This is a genomic window from Nesterenkonia aerolata (genome assembly GCF_031470965.1).
Classification (GTDB): domain Bacteria; phylum Actinomycetota; class Actinomycetes; order Actinomycetales; family Micrococcaceae; genus Nesterenkonia; species Nesterenkonia aerolata.
Genome location: NZ_JAVKGR010000006.1, coordinates 22,158 through 38,108, shown reverse-complemented (window position 1 = coordinate 38,108; position 15,951 = coordinate 22,158). Strand labels below are relative to the sequence as shown.

Annotated in this window: 15 protein-coding genes; 10 read left to right on the top strand and 5 right to left on the bottom strand. The window is 68.0% G+C overall.

The window, feature by feature from the left end; all coding sequences use genetic code 11:
• Nucleotides 1–135: 135 nt before the first annotated feature.
• The gene (locus tag RIL96_RS06740; protein ID WP_310548246.1) at nucleotides 136–1,086 is read right to left on the bottom strand and encodes a metallophosphoesterase; all 951 of its coding nucleotides are present in this window, start codon (nucleotides 1,084–1,086) and stop codon (nucleotides 136–138) included.
• Nucleotides 1,086–3,326, bottom strand: a complete 2,241-nt coding sequence (locus RIL96_RS06735; protein WP_310548245.1) for a transglycosylase domain-containing protein — start codon at nucleotides 3,324–3,326, stop codon at nucleotides 1,086–1,088. The genes RIL96_RS06740 and RIL96_RS06735 overlap by 1 nt, the downstream gene beginning before the upstream one ends.
• Nucleotides 3,327–3,405: 79 nt before the next feature.
• Here RIL96_RS06735 and sp36 point away from each other — a divergent pair, with 79 nt between their 5' ends.
• The 3 genes from sp36 to RIL96_RS06720 are packed head-to-tail and all read left to right on the top strand — an operon-like array spanning nucleotide 3,406 to nucleotide 5,333.
• A complete protein-coding gene (gene sp36, locus RIL96_RS06730; RefSeq protein ID WP_310548244.1) occupies nucleotides 3,406–3,573 on the top strand; it encodes a Sp36 family protein in 168 nt (55 codons plus the stop codon).
• A gap of 13 nt (nucleotides 3,574–3,586) precedes the next feature.
• A complete protein-coding gene (locus tag RIL96_RS06725) occupies nucleotides 3,587–4,078 on the top strand; it encodes a RidA family protein (RefSeq protein ID WP_310548243.1) in 492 nt (163 codons plus the stop codon).
• Nucleotides 4,079–4,085: 7 nt separating this feature from the next.
• Nucleotides 4,086–5,333, top strand: coding sequence for a carboxylate--amine ligase (locus RIL96_RS06720; RefSeq protein ID WP_310548242.1), 1,248 nt, complete (start codon nucleotides 4,086–4,088; stop codon nucleotides 5,331–5,333).
• Nucleotides 5,334–5,350: 17 nt separating this feature from the next.
• Here the strand turns inward: RIL96_RS06720 and RIL96_RS06715 are convergent, their stop codons facing one another.
• Nucleotides 5,351–6,028, bottom strand: coding sequence for a Crp/Fnr family transcriptional regulator (locus RIL96_RS06715; RefSeq protein ID WP_310548241.1), 678 nt, complete (start codon nucleotides 6,026–6,028; stop codon nucleotides 5,351–5,353).
• Between the two features lie 174 nt (nucleotides 6,029–6,202).
• Here RIL96_RS06715 and RIL96_RS06710 point away from each other — a divergent pair, with 174 nt between their 5' ends.
• Entirely contained in the window at nucleotides 6,203–7,381 is a 1,179-nt protein-coding gene (locus tag RIL96_RS06710) for a MarP family serine protease (RefSeq protein WP_310548240.1), read from the top strand.
• Nucleotides 7,382–7,468: 87 nt separating this feature from the next.
• Here RIL96_RS06710 and aroQ read toward each other — a convergent pair whose 3' ends face one another.
• The gene (aroQ, locus tag RIL96_RS06705; RefSeq protein WP_310548239.1) at nucleotides 7,469–7,939 is read right to left on the bottom strand and encodes a type II 3-dehydroquinate dehydratase; all 471 of its coding nucleotides are present in this window, start codon (nucleotides 7,937–7,939) and stop codon (nucleotides 7,469–7,471) included.
• 164 nt (nucleotides 7,940–8,103) lie between these two features.
• Entirely contained in the window at nucleotides 8,104–10,113 is a 2,010-nt protein-coding gene (gene acs, locus RIL96_RS06700) for an acetate--CoA ligase (RefSeq protein WP_374761859.1), read from the bottom strand.
• A 156-nt stretch (nucleotides 10,114–10,269) separates the two neighbouring features.
• Here acs and nth point away from each other — a divergent pair, with 156 nt between their 5' ends.
• The 6 genes from nth (at nucleotide 10,270) to RIL96_RS06670 (ending at nucleotide 15,914) form a co-directional block, all read left to right on the top strand.
• Nucleotides 10,270–11,064 carry an endonuclease III gene (gene nth / locus RIL96_RS06695; protein ID WP_310548238.1) on the top strand — a complete coding sequence of 265 codons (795 nt, stop codon included), beginning with the start codon at nucleotides 10,270–10,272 and terminating at the stop codon, nucleotides 11,062–11,064.
• The gene (locus RIL96_RS06690; protein WP_310548237.1) at nucleotides 11,057–11,854 is read left to right on the top strand and encodes an NUDIX hydrolase; all 798 of its coding nucleotides are present in this window, start codon (nucleotides 11,057–11,059) and stop codon (nucleotides 11,852–11,854) included. The genes nth and RIL96_RS06690 overlap by 8 nt, the downstream gene beginning before the upstream one ends.
• A gap of 117 nt (nucleotides 11,855–11,971) precedes the next feature.
• Nucleotides 11,972–13,213 carry a CpaE-like family protein gene (locus RIL96_RS06685; protein ID WP_310548236.1) on the top strand — a complete coding sequence of 414 codons (1,242 nt, stop codon included), beginning with the start codon at nucleotides 11,972–11,974 and terminating at the stop codon, nucleotides 13,211–13,213.
• Entirely contained in the window at nucleotides 13,206–14,486 is a 1,281-nt protein-coding gene (locus RIL96_RS06680) for a TadA family conjugal transfer-associated ATPase (RefSeq protein WP_310548235.1), read from the top strand. Before RIL96_RS06685 ends, RIL96_RS06680 begins: the two co-directional genes overlap by 8 nt.
• Nucleotides 14,483–15,406, top strand: coding sequence for a type II secretion system F family protein (locus RIL96_RS06675; RefSeq protein ID WP_310548234.1), 924 nt, complete (start codon nucleotides 14,483–14,485; stop codon nucleotides 15,404–15,406). The genes RIL96_RS06680 and RIL96_RS06675 overlap by 4 nt, the downstream gene beginning before the upstream one ends.
• Nucleotides 15,399–15,914: a type II secretion system F family protein gene (locus RIL96_RS06670; protein ID WP_310548233.1), complete on the top strand. Its 516-nt coding sequence runs from the start codon at nucleotides 15,399–15,401 to the stop codon at nucleotides 15,912–15,914. The genes RIL96_RS06675 and RIL96_RS06670 overlap by 8 nt, the downstream gene beginning before the upstream one ends.
• Nucleotides 15,915–15,951: the final 37 nt, after the last annotated feature.

Here is a 15,951-nt window from a genome sequence, read left to right as displayed (position 1 = left end):
CGCCTGGCGCAGCGTCCGCTGGTCTTGCTGCCGGGCTCGGGGTGTGGTCTGTGATCTCGGGTGAGCGGAGATGGTGGTGTTCCTCGTGCGCGTCTCGGTGGGGGCTGGGTTGTTCAGGCTGGTCGGAAGGCCCGTTCAGTGGTGGGGCAGCAGGTCGATGACGCAGGCCTCCGGGGGACAGTTGAGCCGGAAGGGGGCACGGACGACGGTGCCGATCCCGCCGGAGACATGCAGTGCGGTCTGAGCACCGGAGGCAGGGCGCGCACCGGAGCCAGCACGCACCGTGGAGATTCCCTTGGCCTGCCTGCGGGGCAGATCGCAGTTGGTGGTCAGCGCCCGCTCACCCGGCAGGCACACCTGCCCCCCGTGGGTGTGACCAGCGAGGATGAGATCGGCCCCGGTCTCTGCGAAACGCTGCAGCACCCGCCGCACCGGCGCATGGGCCACACCGATCCGCACCCCGTTGCTCCGTGCCGTGCCTGCCGGCCACCCGGGGAAACGGTCCCGGTCGATATGCGGATCATCCACCCCGGAGAACTGCAGCAGCCGTCCGCCCACGCTCATCTGGTGAGAACGGTTGGTCAGGTCCACCCAACCCGAGGCGCTGAGCTGGGCGAAGAAACTCCGCCAGGGCAGCTGCGGCGGATCCGCGGCGAGCCGGGAGGGGCCCAGCAGGTAGGCCAACGGGTTCTTCCGCCGCGCGATGAAATAGTCGTTCGACCCCGGGACGAACACCCCGGGAAACCGGCGCAACGGCGCCAGTGCCTCCAGCACCTGCGGCACCGACTCCGGGTAGGAGAGGTTGTCCCCGGTGTTGATCACCAGGTCCGGCTCAAGCTCCGCCAAGGACTGCAGCCACTGTGCCTTGCCGCGGTCTCCCGGGACGAAATGGATGTCCGAGATGTGCAGCAGGCGCAGCGGCCTCGCTCCGGCAGGCAGCAGCTCGAGTTCGTGATGCTGCAGCCGGAAACGGCGTGCTCCGATCCACCGGCCATAGGCGAGGGCGCCAACGCCGACGCCGACCGCGGCACTCAGCCCGGCACCGAGCGCCGACGCCGTCCCCACCTGGCGCAGCAGTGCAGGCATCACGGCGTGCCGCCGTCGGCGTCTCCGCCGGGCGTGCCTTCGCCGTCGTCCTCGCCGCTGCCGTCATCGGCCTGGTCATTATCCGGGGTGTTGCCGCCTTCGCGCCCGTTTCCGCCCATGTAGCGGTCCGTGGAGTCGGGGTTCTGGAACGGCGAATTGTCCGGGCTGCGGAAATCGTCGGTGCTGTAGTCGTCGGCGATCTGGTTCATATAGTCCACCCACATCGGCATCGCGATGGTGGAGCCATAGACCTCGTCGTGCACCTGGCCGTTGATGTTCCGGTTGTTCAGGCTGGTCATATCCGCGTAGGAGCCCACCCAGCTGGCCGTGGAGAGACCCTTGGAGTATCCGATGAACCAAGTGGAGGACTGCTCGTTGTTCGTACCGGTCTTCCCGCCGACGGGGAAGTCGAAGCTGCTGCCGGAGTCCTGGGCGTTGTAGTCGGCGATGTTCGTCATCGTCTCGTTCAGCTGGGCGACGGAATCAGCTTCCATCGCCTGCTCGCACTGCGGACCGGCGACGTCGTACTCGTTGCCGTTGGCGTCGGTGACCTCAGAGATGGCCCGCGGACGGCAGTACTCGCCGTCGGCGGCGAAGGCCGCATAGGCGCTGGCCTGGGTCATCGGGGAGAGGTTCTCCGAACCCAGCACGAAGGACGGGTTCTGCGGGTTCAGCTCGGCGCCGTCGCCGGCCTGGGTGACACCCAGCCGGGTGGTGAGATCGGCGATGTCGCACAGGTCCAGCTCATAGGCCATGTTCACCGTGGCGGTGTTCACCGACCAGAAGAGACCGAAGTCCGCGGTCATCGGTCGTTTGGAGTTGTCCATGACGTTGTTGATGGACCAGCCGCCGTCATCGAGGACAGTGGCCGCGCCGTTGGGCAGGCAGGAGGCACGGAACTGCGAGCCCTGGGCGAACTGGTCGCGTCCGGCGTCGACGATCTCGTACATCGAGTGCCCGGCCTCGAGCCAGGCGGCGGCCACGTAGGGCTTCAGCGTGGAGCCTCCCTGGAAGCCGTTGCCGCCGCCGAACGCGGCATCGACGTTGAAGTTCAGCTCGGTGCTCCCCTCGCCCTCCTCGGGGGAGTATTCGGTGTTCTGGGCCATGGCTTTGATGTCGCCGGTGCCCGGCTCCACGGTGACCAGCGTGGCGGCAGCTCCGGAGACGCTGCCCGGGGTCATGGTGTCCTCGACCTCCTGCTGTGCGGCGCTCTGCAGCTCCGGGTCCAGCGTGGTGGTGATCTCCAGACCGCCGCGGTTGAGCAGCTGGTCGCGGGACTCCTGATCCGGGCCGAAGGTGTCATCGGCGAGGATCACACGGCGCACGTAGTCACAGAAGTAGGGGGCGGAGTCGGCCTCCACACATCCGGCGTATTCGGGGTGCAGATCGAGGTCCAGCGGAGCTTCGACGGCCTCGTCGTGCTCCTCCTGGGTGATGTATTCATTACGCAGCATGGCCCCGAGCACCACATTGCGGCGGGACTCGGCGGTCTCCGGGTTGTTCTCCGGGTTGTAGCCGTTGGGGTTCTGCACCATCCCGGCCAGCGTCGCGGCCTGGGGGATGTTCAGGTCAGCGGCGGAGACGCCCCAGTAGTACTGGGCGGCGGCCTCCACGCCGTAGTTCCGCCCACCGAGCAGGACGATGTTGAGGTATCCCTCGAGGATCTCCTCCTTGGTCATGTCCTCCTCCGCGGCCACGGCGAGCTTCATCTCGCGCAGCTTGTCCGCGTAGGTCTTCGAGCCGGAGATCGTCAGCCGGTCCTCCCCGCGCAGGAAGTCGGCGTTGATCAGCACGTTGTTCACGTACTGCTGGGTGATCGTGGAGGCGCCCTGTTCGCTGTCCGAGGTGACGTTGTGCACGATGGCGCGGCCCAGGCCGCGGGCGTCGACTCCGCCGTGCTCGTAGAAGCGCTCGTCCTCGATGGCGACGATGGCGTCGGTCATGTTCTCGGAGATGTCCTCGATGTCCACCGGGACACGGTTCTCGGCGTAGAAGGTCGCCAGTTCGTTGCCGTCGGCGTCATAGACGTGGGAGGGGACGCTCAGCGGCTCCTCCCGCAGTTCTGAGGGCAGCTCTTCGAGGATCTCTGTGCCGGCCGCCGCGGTGGCACCGCCGGTCGCCGCCAACGGGAAGATCAGTCCGGCTGCGAGCACCCCGCACAGCGCGCTCACACCGAGGAAGGACATGATCTTTCCGACAGTGGTCGCGGTGTCGAACAGGGGAGACTTGGATGACGCCATGAGCTACATCTTACCGGCCCCGGTCAAGCAGCCGGCGGTGGCTGTGCCGAGGCGCCCGGGCCCGGGCTATGGTGGGGACATGACTGATTCTGTGCGCCAGTGGGAGTACGCCACCATCCCGCTCATCATTCACAACACCAAAGCCATCCTCGACCAGTGGGGCGAGGACGGCTGGGAGCTGGTCACCGTGCTCCCGGGCCCCGACGGCAACGCCCCGGTGGCCTATCTGAAGCGTCCCAAGGCCTGAGGGGAGCGCGACGATGACCTCTGAGATCCCTCAGTCTTCTGCGTCCTCCGCAGTGGAGTCCCGGCTCGCCGAGCTCGGCCTCGTCGTCCCGGACCTCGTGCCCCCGGTGGCCTCCTACCAGCCGGTGGTCCAGGCCGACGGCGTCGTCTACACCGCCGGTCAGCTGCCGCTGGTCAACGGTGAGCTGCCGCTGACCGGGAAGGTCGGGGCTGAGGTGAGTGAGGAGCAGGCCGTGGAGCTGGCCCGCCGATGCGCCCTGAACTGCCTGGCCGCGCTCAAGCACGCCATCGGAGACTTGGATCGGATCACCCGGGTGGTGAAGGTCGGCGGGTTCGTCGCCTCTGACCCCGGTTACTTCGGTCAGCCGAAGGTCCTCAACGGTGCCTCGGAGCTGCTGGGGCAGGCCTTCGGCGAGGCCGGGCTGCATGCCCGCTCGGCGGTCGGCGTGGCGGTGCTGCCGCTGAACGCGCCGGTCGAGGTCGACCTGATCGCCCACGTCCGCTGAGCCGACGATGAGTTCTGACTTCATCCCGGTCATCGTCGGGACCGATATCAACACCTACCTCACCGGTGTCTGCTTCCATCAGGAGTACGGCATCCGTCCGTATCTGCTCGGCCGGGACACGATGGGGGTCACCCAGTACAGTGCGATCTTCGAGCGGATCCGCTATGACGCCGGCATCGAGGATCCTGATGGGCTGGTCGCCGCACTGCGCGCCTACGCCGAGGAGATCCCGCATGAGGGCCGGCCGCTGGTGCTGGTGGGGACCTCGGACAAATACGTCCGGCTGATCGTGGAGAACCGCGACCGGCTCGAGGACCTCTACCGGATGAACGTGCCGAGCCCTGAGATCAACGCCGCTCTGCAGGACAAGCATCAGTTCTATGCGCTGGCCGAGAAGCACGGGCTGCCGATCCCGGAGACCCATTTCCACCGAGCCGGGGATCCGCTGGATGTGGAGATCTCGCGGTACCCGGTGATCGTCAAGCCCAGCAACGGCATCGAGTACTTCCGGAACCCGTTCCCGGGCCAGGAGAAGGTCTACCGGGTCGATGATGATGAGCAGCTCCGCGCCGTCGTCGAGCGTATCGCTGCTGGTGGATACCGGGACCAGCTCATCATCCAGGACTTCATCCCCGGTGATGACACCGCCATCTGGGACTCGGTGCTGTACCTGAACTCCGCGGGGCGCGCGGAGTTCGTCACGTTCGGGCAGGTGGCTCTGCAGGAGCACACCGCCACGGCTGTGGGCAACTACACCGCCATCGTGTCCCGCCATGACCGGCCCATGATGGAGCAGCTAGTCGGGTTCCTCGAGGAGATCGGCTACACCGGCTTCGCCAATGCGGACCTGAAATGGGACTACCGCGACGGTGAGTACAAGGTGCTGGAGTTCAACACGCGGCAGGGCCGCTCCAGCTACTACGCCACCCAGCTGGGCCATAACCTGGCGCGCTACCTGGTCGACGACGTCGTCCATGCGCGGCGGAAGGAATTGAGCTACGTCGACGGTGAGGTGCTCTTCACCGTGGTGCCGCGCTATATCCTGCGCCGCTACGTCACCGATGAGACGGTGGCAGCCGATGTGCGGCGGCTCATCCGGTCTGGACGGTGGATGAACCCGCTGTGGTACCGCGGGGACAAGCACCTCAAGCGCCGGGCCTTCTTGCTGATGCGCGGCTACCGGTACGCGAAGAAGTACCGGGAGTCCACGTGGATCCGTGAGGGCGACGCCGACGCGCCGCCCTCACGTGACTGAGCGGTGAGGGCGGCGCGTCAGCGGGAGCGCTGGCGGATCCGCTGGATGTCGAGGATGACCACGGCGCGGGCCTCCAAGCGCAGCCAGCCGCGCTGAACGAACTCGGCCAGGGCCTTGTTCACCGTCTCGCGGGAGGCGCCGACCAGCTGAGCCAGCTCCTCCTGAGTGAGCTCGTGTGCCACCAGTACGCCGTCGGGTGCCGGGCGGCCGAAGCGGTCGGCCAGGTCCAGCAGGGCCTTGGCCACGCGCCCGGGGACATCGGAGAAGACCAGGTCCGCCAGGGACTCGTTGGTGCGGGTCAGTCGCTTGGCCAGCGCCTGCAGCAGCTGCACGGAGACCTCCGGGCTGGAGGCGATCACCTGGCGCAGGCTGTCGTGCTTGAGCCCGGCCAGCCGTGTCTCGGAGACGGCGGTGGCCGTGGCGGTGCGCGGTGCCGGGTTGAACAGTGCCATCTCACCGAAGATCTCGCCCGGGCCGAGGACGGCCAGCAGGTTCTCACGGCCGTCCGGGGTGGTGCGGCCCAGCTTGATCTTGCCGGAGACGATGAAGTAGAGCTGGTCGCCCTGGTCGCCCTCGTGGAAGATCGAGGCCCCGCGTGAGAGGTCCACCTCCGTCAGTTCACCGGTCAGCGCGGCGAAGACATCGTCATCGACAGTCGCGAACAGTGGGGCGCGACGCAGCACTTCAAGATCCATGGTCTACCGTTAATCCTCTCCGCGAGAACGATGGCACTCGCTGATCTCGAAAATATCAGCTCAGATGTGAACCAGGAAACGTTGAGGCTCAACTGAAGAGCAGTGTGCCATCCTGGAACATCCCCACTCCGCCGTGCGCCTCGGGCCGCACATGACCTGAAGAGGACGACGCTGATGGACTTCCCCGTGATTGACGTCGTGCTGGTGGTGACCCTGCTGCTCTTCTTCGTCGCCGGTGCGCGGATGGGTCTGTGGGTGACCGTGGGCAGCCTGGCCGGGTTCGTCATCGGCGCGGCGGCGGCGTTCTTCGCGATCCCCATCGTGGCTTCCTGGGTGGATGATCCGAGGTGGCGCATGCTGGCCGTGATCGCCGCGGCGCTGGTGCTGGTCTTCACCGGTCAGGGGGTCGGCGCGGCGGTCGGCAGAGAGATTCACCGTCTGTTCCGTTCACCGGCGCTGCGGACCCTGGGGTCGCTGATCGGCGGCGCGGTCAATGCGGCGGTGGCCGCCGTGGTCATCCTCGCGCTGTCCTTCTCCGTGAGCGCGCTGGGCAGCCCCACGCTGAACCAGCAGACCGAGGAGTCCCGGGTGCTCGACGGGATCAGCGCAGCGGTGCCCGATCCCGCGGAGGCGTGGTTCGCGCAGCTGCGCACGGTGGTGATGCAGGTCGACATCCCGGAGCTGGCCGAGCCGTTGGTCCCGCACACCGATTCTTCGCCTGCGGAGCATGATCTCACCGCGGCGGCGGAGGAGTCCGCACAGGCCGTCGCCCGGATCACCGGTGTGGCCGAGCAGTGCGATCAGACCCAGTCCGGCTCCGGTTTCCTCATCTCGTCCACGCGGGTGGTCACCAACGCCCATGTGGTCGCCGGGGTGGAGAGCCCGACGGTCGAGCTGCCCTCGGGGGAGCGGGCCACCGGGCGGATCGTGCATTTCGATACGGAGCGTGACCTGGCGCTGCTGGCCGTGGATGAGGTCTCCACTGCTCCGGTGTCAGTGGGCGATCCGCTGGACGCCGGGGATGCGGCCTTCGTGATGGGCTACCCGGGTGGTGGACCGTTCTCGGCCGGGCCGGCGGAGGTTCAGGCGCGCGGCGAGTCCTCGGTCAATGACATCTACGGAGACGGGGCTTCGGTCCATGAGATCTACCAGCTCAGCGCTGATGTGCGGCAGGGCAACTCCGGCGGACCGGTGGTGGACCCGGACGGCGACGTCGTCGGGGTGGTCTTCGCCAAGGCGATGGAGGGTGAGGATGTGGGCTTCGCGCTGACCGCCCAGGAGGCTGGGCAGGTGCTGACTGCGCCTGAGGGCTTCGGTGAGACGGTCTCCTCGGGGCAGTGTGTGGAGCGCTGAGGGACGCTACACACCGTGAGGGCGGGACACCTGCTGAGTGCCGGCTGCCGGGATGTGCCTGAAGCCTGTGGTGGCCGTGTTCCCGGCTCAGTCCGCGGTGAAGCCAGTGGCGAGCACGTCGATCGCGTAACGGTACCCGCGGATCCCGGCCCCGGCGATGACGGCGAGCGCATGGGCGGAGACGTAGGAGTGATGCCGGAACGCCTCGCGGCTGTGCACATTGGACAGATGCACTTCGACCACTGGCAGGCCCACCGCGCGCAGGGCGTCGGCGATGGCCACTGAGGTGTGGGTGTAGGCCGCCGGATTGATGACGATGCCGTCCGCGGTGCCCGCGGCCGCCTGGATCGCGTCTACGAGCGCACCCTCATGGTTGGACTGCATGACCTCGACGTCGAGGCCCTTCTCGGCACCGGATTCATGGCACAGGGCGACGACGTCGTCGTAGGTGTCTGAGCCGTAGACGCCGGGTTCCCGGGTACCCAGCAGGTTGAGGTTGGGGCCGTTGACCACCAGCACCCGTCGTCGCTGCTGCGTCTGTGCGGTTGCCTGTGCCACCACAGCACCTCCTCGCTCGCGGTCTCCTGCCTGCCTCACCCTATCCCCAACACCCCACCCACCCCGTTGACTCTGGAGTTGGTGCCCTTCTCACGCCGAAAAAGCGCTCAAAAGGGCACCAACTCCAGAGTCAACACGTGGGGGAGGGGAGAGGGTGGTGAGGTTCAGGCCTGGCCGTGCTTGGCGCGCATGTCTTCGGCGATCTGCTGCATCACGCTCGGGTCAGCGAGTGTGGAGGCGTCACCGGCCTCACGGCCTTCGGCGACATCCTTGAGCAGGCGGCGCATGATCTTCCCGGAGCGCGTCTTCGGCAGCTCCGGCACCACCAGCACATTGCGTGGCTTCGCGATCGCCCCGATGTCCTTGCCCACGTGGGCACGCAGCTCCTGCTCCACCTCGTCGCCGTCAGCGCCTTCAGCATCGCCGGTGAGGATGACGAACGCGACCACGGCCTCACCGGTGGTGGCGTCCTTCGCCCCGACGACGGCGGCCTCGGCCACCTTCGGATGCGCCACCAGCGAGGACTCGATCTCCGTGGTGGAGAGCCGGTGGCCGGAGACGTTCATGACGTCGTCCACGCGGCCCATCAGCCAGATGTCGCCGTCCTCGTCGGTGCGGGCGCCGTCACCGGCGAAGTACATGTTCCCGAACCGAGACCAGTACGTGTCCTGATAGCGCTCCGGGTTCTTCCAGATGCCGCGCAGCATGGCCGGCCACGGCTCGAGCACGACTAGCAGACCGGCCTCGCCGTCGCCGAGGCGCTCACCCATCTCATCGACCACACCGATGTCGATCCCCGGCACCGCCTTCTGCGCCGAGCCCGGCTTCAGGTGAGTCACCCCGGGCAGCGGGGCGATCATGTGGGCACCGGTCTCGGTCTGCCACCAGGTATCGACGATCGGTGCCGGGTGCTCCTTAGGCTCCTGGCCCGGCCCGTTGTTCGCGCCGATGACCTCCCGGTACCACATCCAGGCCTCGGGGTTGATCGCCTCACCCACGGTGCCGAGCACGCGCAGGCTGGAGAGGTCGTACTGGTCGGGGATCTCGCGGCCCCACTTCATGCAGGTGCGGATCAGCGTCGGCGCGGTGTAGAACTGGGTGACCCCGTAGCGCTGCACCATCTCCCAGAGCCGGCCCTTGTGCGGGGAGTCCGGAGTGCCCTCGTAGACGACCTGCGTCGCCCCGTTCACCATCGGCCCGTAGACGATGTAGGAGTGCCCGGTGACCCAGCCGACGTCGGCGGTGCACCAGTACACATCGGATTCGGGCTTCAGATCGAAGCTGTCCCGGTGGGTGACTGCGGTCTGGGTGAGGTAGCCGCCGGTGGTGTGCAGGATGCCCTTGGGCTTGCCGGTGGTGCCGGAGGTGTAGAGGATGAACAGCGGGTGCTCGGAGTCGTGGGCCTCGTAGGCGTGCTCGGTGGACTGCTGGGGCACCAGGTCATGCCACCAGGTGTCGATGGCGTTGACGGCGACGTCCTCGCCGTTGCGCCGGACCACGACGACGTTCTCCACTGTGTGACCGGGTGCGGAGAGGGCCTCGTCCACCTGAGGCTTCAGCGGTGAGGGCTTGCCGCGGCGGTAGGAGCCGTCGGCGGTGACCACGAGCTTGGCTTCGGCGTCGTCGATGCGGGAGCGCAGCGCGTCGGAGGAGAAGCCGCCGAAGACCACCGAGTGGATCGCCCCGATCCGGGCGCAGGCGAGCATGGTCACGATGGTCTCGGGAATCATGGGCATGTAGATGGCCACACGGTCACCCTTGGTCACGCCGAGGGACTCGAAGGCGTTGGCCGCGCGGGCGACCTCATCGGCCATGTCCTGGTAGGTCAGGGTGCGGGTGTCTCCGGGTTCACCTTCGAAGTGGATGGCCACCCGATCCCCGTGGCCGGCTTCGACGTGGCGGTCCACTGCGTTGTAGGCGGCGTTGACCTTGCCTCCGACGAACCACTTGGCGAACGGCGCCTCGGACCAGTCCAGAGTCTCGCTGAAGTCGGTGTCCCAGCTGAGCACCTGCCGGGCCTGATCCGCCCAGTAGCCCAGGCGGTCGGCGTCGGCGGCCTCGTAGCGTGCGGCGGTGGCCACGGCGTCGGCGGCGAACTCCTCACTGGGTGGGAACGTCCGGTCCTCCTTCATCATGGAGTCGAGCTTGTTCTCGGACGCGGGCGTCGGGGTCATGCGTTTCCTCCTCGAGGTGCTCGGGCGACGGCCACGGGGCGCGGCAGACGCCCCTGTGTCTGCGCTCACACTATCTCGCTCGCGCAGTCGATGGCGAGTCAGCCGTGAGTGCTCCGGCGGTGCTCAGTCGGTGCTCAGCGCGGACTTCTCGGTACCATGACGGCCATGATGATCGAGGAGACGCCACTGGCGCGCACCCGCCGGGCGCGCAAGATCGACCGGGTGCTGGGGCAGACCTACCCCTATGCCGTGGCGGAGCTCGACTTCGAGAACCCCTTCGAGCTGCTGGTGGCCACAGTCCTCTCCGCCCAGACCACCGATGTGCGGGTCAACCAGACCACACCGGAGCTGTTCCGTCGGTGGCCCGACGCCCACGCGATGGCTGTGGCTGATGAGCGCGAACTCTCCGAGGTCATCCGCCCCACCGGGTTCTACCGCTCCAAAGCGAAGTCCCTGCTGGGACTCTCGCACGCCCTGTCCGAAGACCACGACGGCGAGGTTCCCGGCACTGTCGAGGAGCTGGTCAGACTGCCCGGTGTCGGGCGGAAGACGGCCTTCGTGGTGCTCGGCAATGCGTTCGGCCGTCCGGGGCTGACAGTGGACACCCATTTCGGCCGGCTGGCCCGTCGTCTGGGGTTCACCGAGCAGGAGGATCCGGTGAAGGTGGAGCGTGAGGTCGGGGAGCTGTTCGAGCCGAAGCAGTGGACGATGCTCTCGCACCGGCTGATCTTCCACGGCCGCCGGATCTGCCACGCCAAACGTCCGGCCTGCGGTGCCTGCCCGATCGCGCGCTGGTGCCCGTCCTATGGTGCCGGGGAGACTGATCCGGAGCGTGCGCGTGCGCTGTTGAAGTATGAGCTGGCACCGGGCCGGGAAGACCTGTTGGAGAAGATGCGCGCGGGATGGACTCGCCGGCAGCTGCGTGAGGAAGGGTACAGCCTCAGTGCCTGAGTATTCGACGCCGGATTCCCCGCCGCCAGGTCCTCCGTCTTCCGGCTCTGCGGCGGGTCAGCTGCCTACTGATGCCGAGGCCCTGGCCCAGGTGCTCTCTTCGGTGCATCGCAGCGCCGGCGACTATGTGCAGCATCATCCGGATCACGCCGGACGCGGCGGCTGGTGGGCCTCGGAGCCGATCGTCAGCGCCGTCCAGCAGGTTCCGGCTCGGATGCGGTCGGCGCCGACGGACCGCCGCGCTGCCGTGCTGTCACTGTTCTCGGCGCCTTCTGCCCAGGCCGGGCCCTCGGTGCTGCTCACCGAGCGGGCCGCGCATCTGGGCTCGCATCCGGGGCAGATCTCCTTTCCCGGGGGTCGGGTGGAGGCCGATGACGCCGACGAGTCTGCTGCGGCGGTGCGCGAAGCCCACGAGGAGGTGGCCTTGGACCCGGCGCGGCTGCAGCTGCTCGGTCCGTTGCCCCCGGCGCCGATCCCGGTGAGCGGCTTCATGGTCACGCCGGTGCTCGCGGTGGCGGGAGACACCGGAGAGCTGGTCCCGGAGGCTGGGGAGGTGGCGCGTATCCTCCAGCTGCCGCTTGATGAGCTGCGGGCTCCGGAGAACCGCCGGATGTCGGCGCTGCGGCGTGACGGAGTGGTGGTCCGCAGCCCGGCGTTCGTGGTTGATGACGTGTTGGTCTGGGGCTTCACGGCGCTGCTGCTGGATCGGCTGATCAGCCGGAGCGGGTGGGAGATTCCCTGGGATCCGGATCATGAGGTGGACCCGCGCACCTGGCAGGACATCCCCTGAGCTGAGGGGGTCGGTCTCTTCCACAGCCACGGTTCAGCCGGTGCGGCGCGCCCGGGCCGTCCACAGATGGCTGTCCGTCAGTAGGTTTCCAGGTGCGCGGCCGAGCACAGTGGGGTGATGCGGACCCCGAGCCTTGAGGATGACGACCACGGCAGCTTCGCCCTGGTCACCGACGATCTCGCATTGAGCGAGGAGATCGCGGTGCTCGCCGCCGTCGTGGGCGGCCGACTGCATCACTACCGCCAGTGGAGTCAGGTGCCGACTGCGGATTCCAGTGGTCAGGAGTGGGCCGCGCTGCTCTGCGGTCCCGATGCCGCTCCGGGCGCCTCCCTGACCAGTCATCAGCTCAGGGCCCCGGTGGTGATGGTCGGTGAAGGGGCCGAAGCCGGGGGACGGCTCTGGCAGGCTGCCGCCGAGGTGCCGGGCGTTACTGCAGTGCCGCTGCCGGAGGGGGAGTCCTGGCTCCGTGAGCATCTCGCCGCGCGGCTGACCGATCAGGTGCCGGGACGCGCGGCAGCTTTCCTCGGCGCCTGCGGCGGTGCAGGCACGACGACGCTGGCCTATCTGGTCGCCGCGGAGTCTGCCGCGCGGGGCCATCGGACGCTGCTGCTCGACGCCGATCCGCGCCCTGGCGGGGGTCTTGGCACGATGACCGCGCTCAGGCAGCGCAGAGGGGCAGGCAGCGGTTCCGCGCGGGGTGGGCGGCGGGCTTCGGGCCGGGCTTCGCGGCAGGCACCGTCCCGGCCGATACAGTCTCGGGCAGAGGGGCTGACCTGGGATGATCTCGGTGCCGCGGAGGGGGACATCTCTGCGGCTCAGCTGCAGACTGCGGCCGTGCCGCTCGATGGTTTCGGTCTGATCAGCGGCGGGGTTCACTCGCCTGCCCCTGCGACGGCGGAGGCGGTGCTGCTGGCTGCGCGTCGAGCCGCCGACGTCGTGGTTGTGGACCTCGGCCGACGCCGTGAGCTGTGCGGTCTCGGCCGCGGTCGGTGGGATCTCGGCGGGGTCGTTGCTGCACCTGATGCCCGGGGGCTTCACGGTGCGGAGGCGATGGCGGAGGGCCTGGACCCCGGGACGTGGGGGTTGGCGATCAGTGGTGGGCGCCGTGGTGATCCTGTGCTGGAGCAGTTCCGCAGTGCAGCGGGCCTTGAGGTGCTCTTCATGATTCCGGAGCTGCGGTGGTTGCGTCGGGCTGACACGTTGCGCGTGGCCTATGAGCTGCTCCGCACCCGCAGCGGTGCCCGTGCGGTGGGGGAGCTGGTGGATCAGATGGTGGCGGCGGAGACCGCATATGGGGCAGGGTTCCGGTTGAGCGGTGCCGCGGGGCCTCTGGTGCGCGGGGGTGGTCTGCGTGGCTGAGCGGCGACTGCGGCAGGAGCTCTCGGAGCCGGTGTTGGACAGACTCCGTGAAGAGCTGACCTCCTCCGCCGAGCCCATCACTGCGGCGAGGATCGCCGAGACGGTCCGCAGCTGTGGTCTGGCGTTGGGATCGGGGACCACTCAGCAGCTGGTCCGCAGCCTGCGTGACGAACTTGTCGGGCTGGGGCCGCTGCAGCGTTTCGTCGATGCCCCGGGGATCACCGATGTGCTGGTGGACCCGTACCGGCGGCTCTGGACCGATGGCGCCGAGGGCCTTGTGGACACCGGCGTGCGGTTACGTGATGAGACCCAGGTCCGAGGCCTCGCGCGGCGTCTGATCTCGGCCTCCGGTGGGCGGCTCGATGAGGGAAATCCGTGTGCTGATGGCCGGTTGGGGGATTGCCGGATTCATGCCGTCATCCCGCCGGTGGCCGTGGGCGGCACGATGATCTCGGTGCGTGTGTCTCGGTCTTCGACGGCGTCGCTGGAGGATCTGGCACGTCAGTGGGATGACTCCCAGGCCTGGTTGGAGCTGATTCGGGGGATCGTCGATGCACGGTTGAACGTGCTGATCAGCGGGGCGACGGGCAGTGGGAAGACGAGTCTGCTGGCGGCGATGCTGGCCCGCTGCACTGCCGAGGAGCGGGTGGTGATCGTGGAGGACACGGCAGAGCTGCGCCCTGATCACCCCCATACAGTGCATCTGCAGGGTCGGCAGGGCAATGTGGAGGGCGCCGGGCGCATCGATATGGGGCATCTGGTGCGTCAGACCTTGCGGATGCGCCCGGATCGGCTGATCGTCGGGGAGTGCCGCGGTGCCGAGCTGCGTGACTTTCTCACTGCGATGAACACCGGGCATCAGGGTGCCGGCGGCACGGTCCACGCGAACTCTCCGGAGGCTGTGCCTGCCCGGCTCGTCGCGATGGGTGCGCTGGCGGGGCTGGCTCCGGAGGCGGTGGCGCTGCAGGCCTCAGCGGCGGTCGACGTCGTGGTGCATGTGGCGCGTTTCGGTGACCGACGTATGCCGGTGGCGGCCTCGGCGGTGCGCCATCATGACGGCCGTCTCACCACGGTGCCGGTGTTTCACCGTGAGGCATCAGGCGCTGCCCAGCGTGGCCCGGGGTGGCGGGAGTTCGCCGCGCGGGCGGCGTTGGGCGGTGAGTCAGGGGCTGAACCCGGCCCTGAACCTAACCCTGAACCTGGCCGTCAGTCCGGTGTTCAACCCGGCGTTCAGCCCGGTGCCCAGCCTGTTGTTGAAAGGGCAGTGCGATGACGTTCACATGGTTGCTGCTGTTGTGCGCAGTGCTTCTCGGCGTGGGGCTGTTGAGCTGGTCGGTGTCCTCGTCTCTGCGGGTTTCGGGAGGCTCGACGCCCCGGCTGTGGTCCTCCCTCCAGATGGTCCGCCGACGTCTTGAGACGCGGTTGAGCGCGGAGATGATCCGGCGGGATACCGCCCAGCTGTTGCGGCAGCTCTCTGCGCTGCTGCAGTCCGGCCGTGGCGTCGGTCAGGCGTGGGGAGATCTTCACGGGCATTGGAGCCGCCGGGCGCCGGATCATCCCATCGTGCGGCTCTGTGCTCATGCAGCTGCCGGGGATCGGGCTGGGCGCGGAGCCGAGGAGGGGTTGGCCACGTTTCTGCGTGTGCAGGGCGATCACCCACCGCGGCTCCTTGCGGAACTCTTGGCGCCGCCACCCTCTACACAGGCGTTCTCCACACAGCCGTTTGCCGCACCGTCGCACCAGCTGAGGGTTGGGGGAAGCCCATCGCGCGCCTTACATCCCTCGGATTCTGGTACTGCTGCGGGAGTGGGGGAGGAGCAGCTGATGTCTGCTGCGGCCTGCCGGGAGTTGGAGGGGACGGTGCATCGGCTCACCGGGGTCGCTGCGCTGTCCTCGCAGACAGGTGCCCCGCTGTCTCGGTTGGTCGAGCAGATCGCCGCCGCAGCCGATGACGCCGCCGCCCTGCACGCTCAGGTGCGCACGGCAGTGGCCGGACCACGGGTGACGCAGATGATTCTGGCGTTGTTGCCGCTGGGCGGGGCGGCGATCGGTCAGCTCATCGGTGCTGATGCGGCGGCGGTACTGTTCGGCTCAGTGTTCGGATGGTTCTGCCTGGTGGCGGGTGTGACGTTGATGGGACTGGGCTGGTGGTGGAGCAGCAGGATGATTGCACAGGTGGTGGACCGTGTCTGAGTCGATTCCTCAGCAGCTTCCCGGCAGTTCCGGGATGACGGCGCAGGGAGCTGAGCCTGAACCGGTTGATGCGGCCATGCTCTTGGATCTCACCGGTGCGCTGCTCAGCGCAGGAGTCGGGGTGGAGGCCGCCCTGGACCGTCTCTCCCAGACTGTTCCGGGTGCTGAGCCGCTCGCCGGCGTGCATCGTGCCCTGACGGCCGGTGCCTCCTGGGATGCCGCATGGGCCGGACTCGATGCCCAGGGGTCGGCTGCAGATGCCCTCTATGCGTTCGGAGACCAGCTGGCTTTCGCCTATTCCACCGGGGCTCCCACCTCTGAATTGTTGGAGGTCGGGGCTCGGCAGCTGCGTGAGGAGCGTCGTCATGCGGCAGAACGCGCGGCGGCCCAGCTCGGTGTGAAGATGGTGCTGCCGCTGGGCGCCTGCTACCTGCCGGCATTCGTCCTCATCGGTGTGGTCCCGGTGGCCCTGGGTCTGTTGCCGACGGCATTGGGTGTGGTGATCTGAGGGTGGTCGATGTCGCCGGGTCTCCCGCAGATATGTA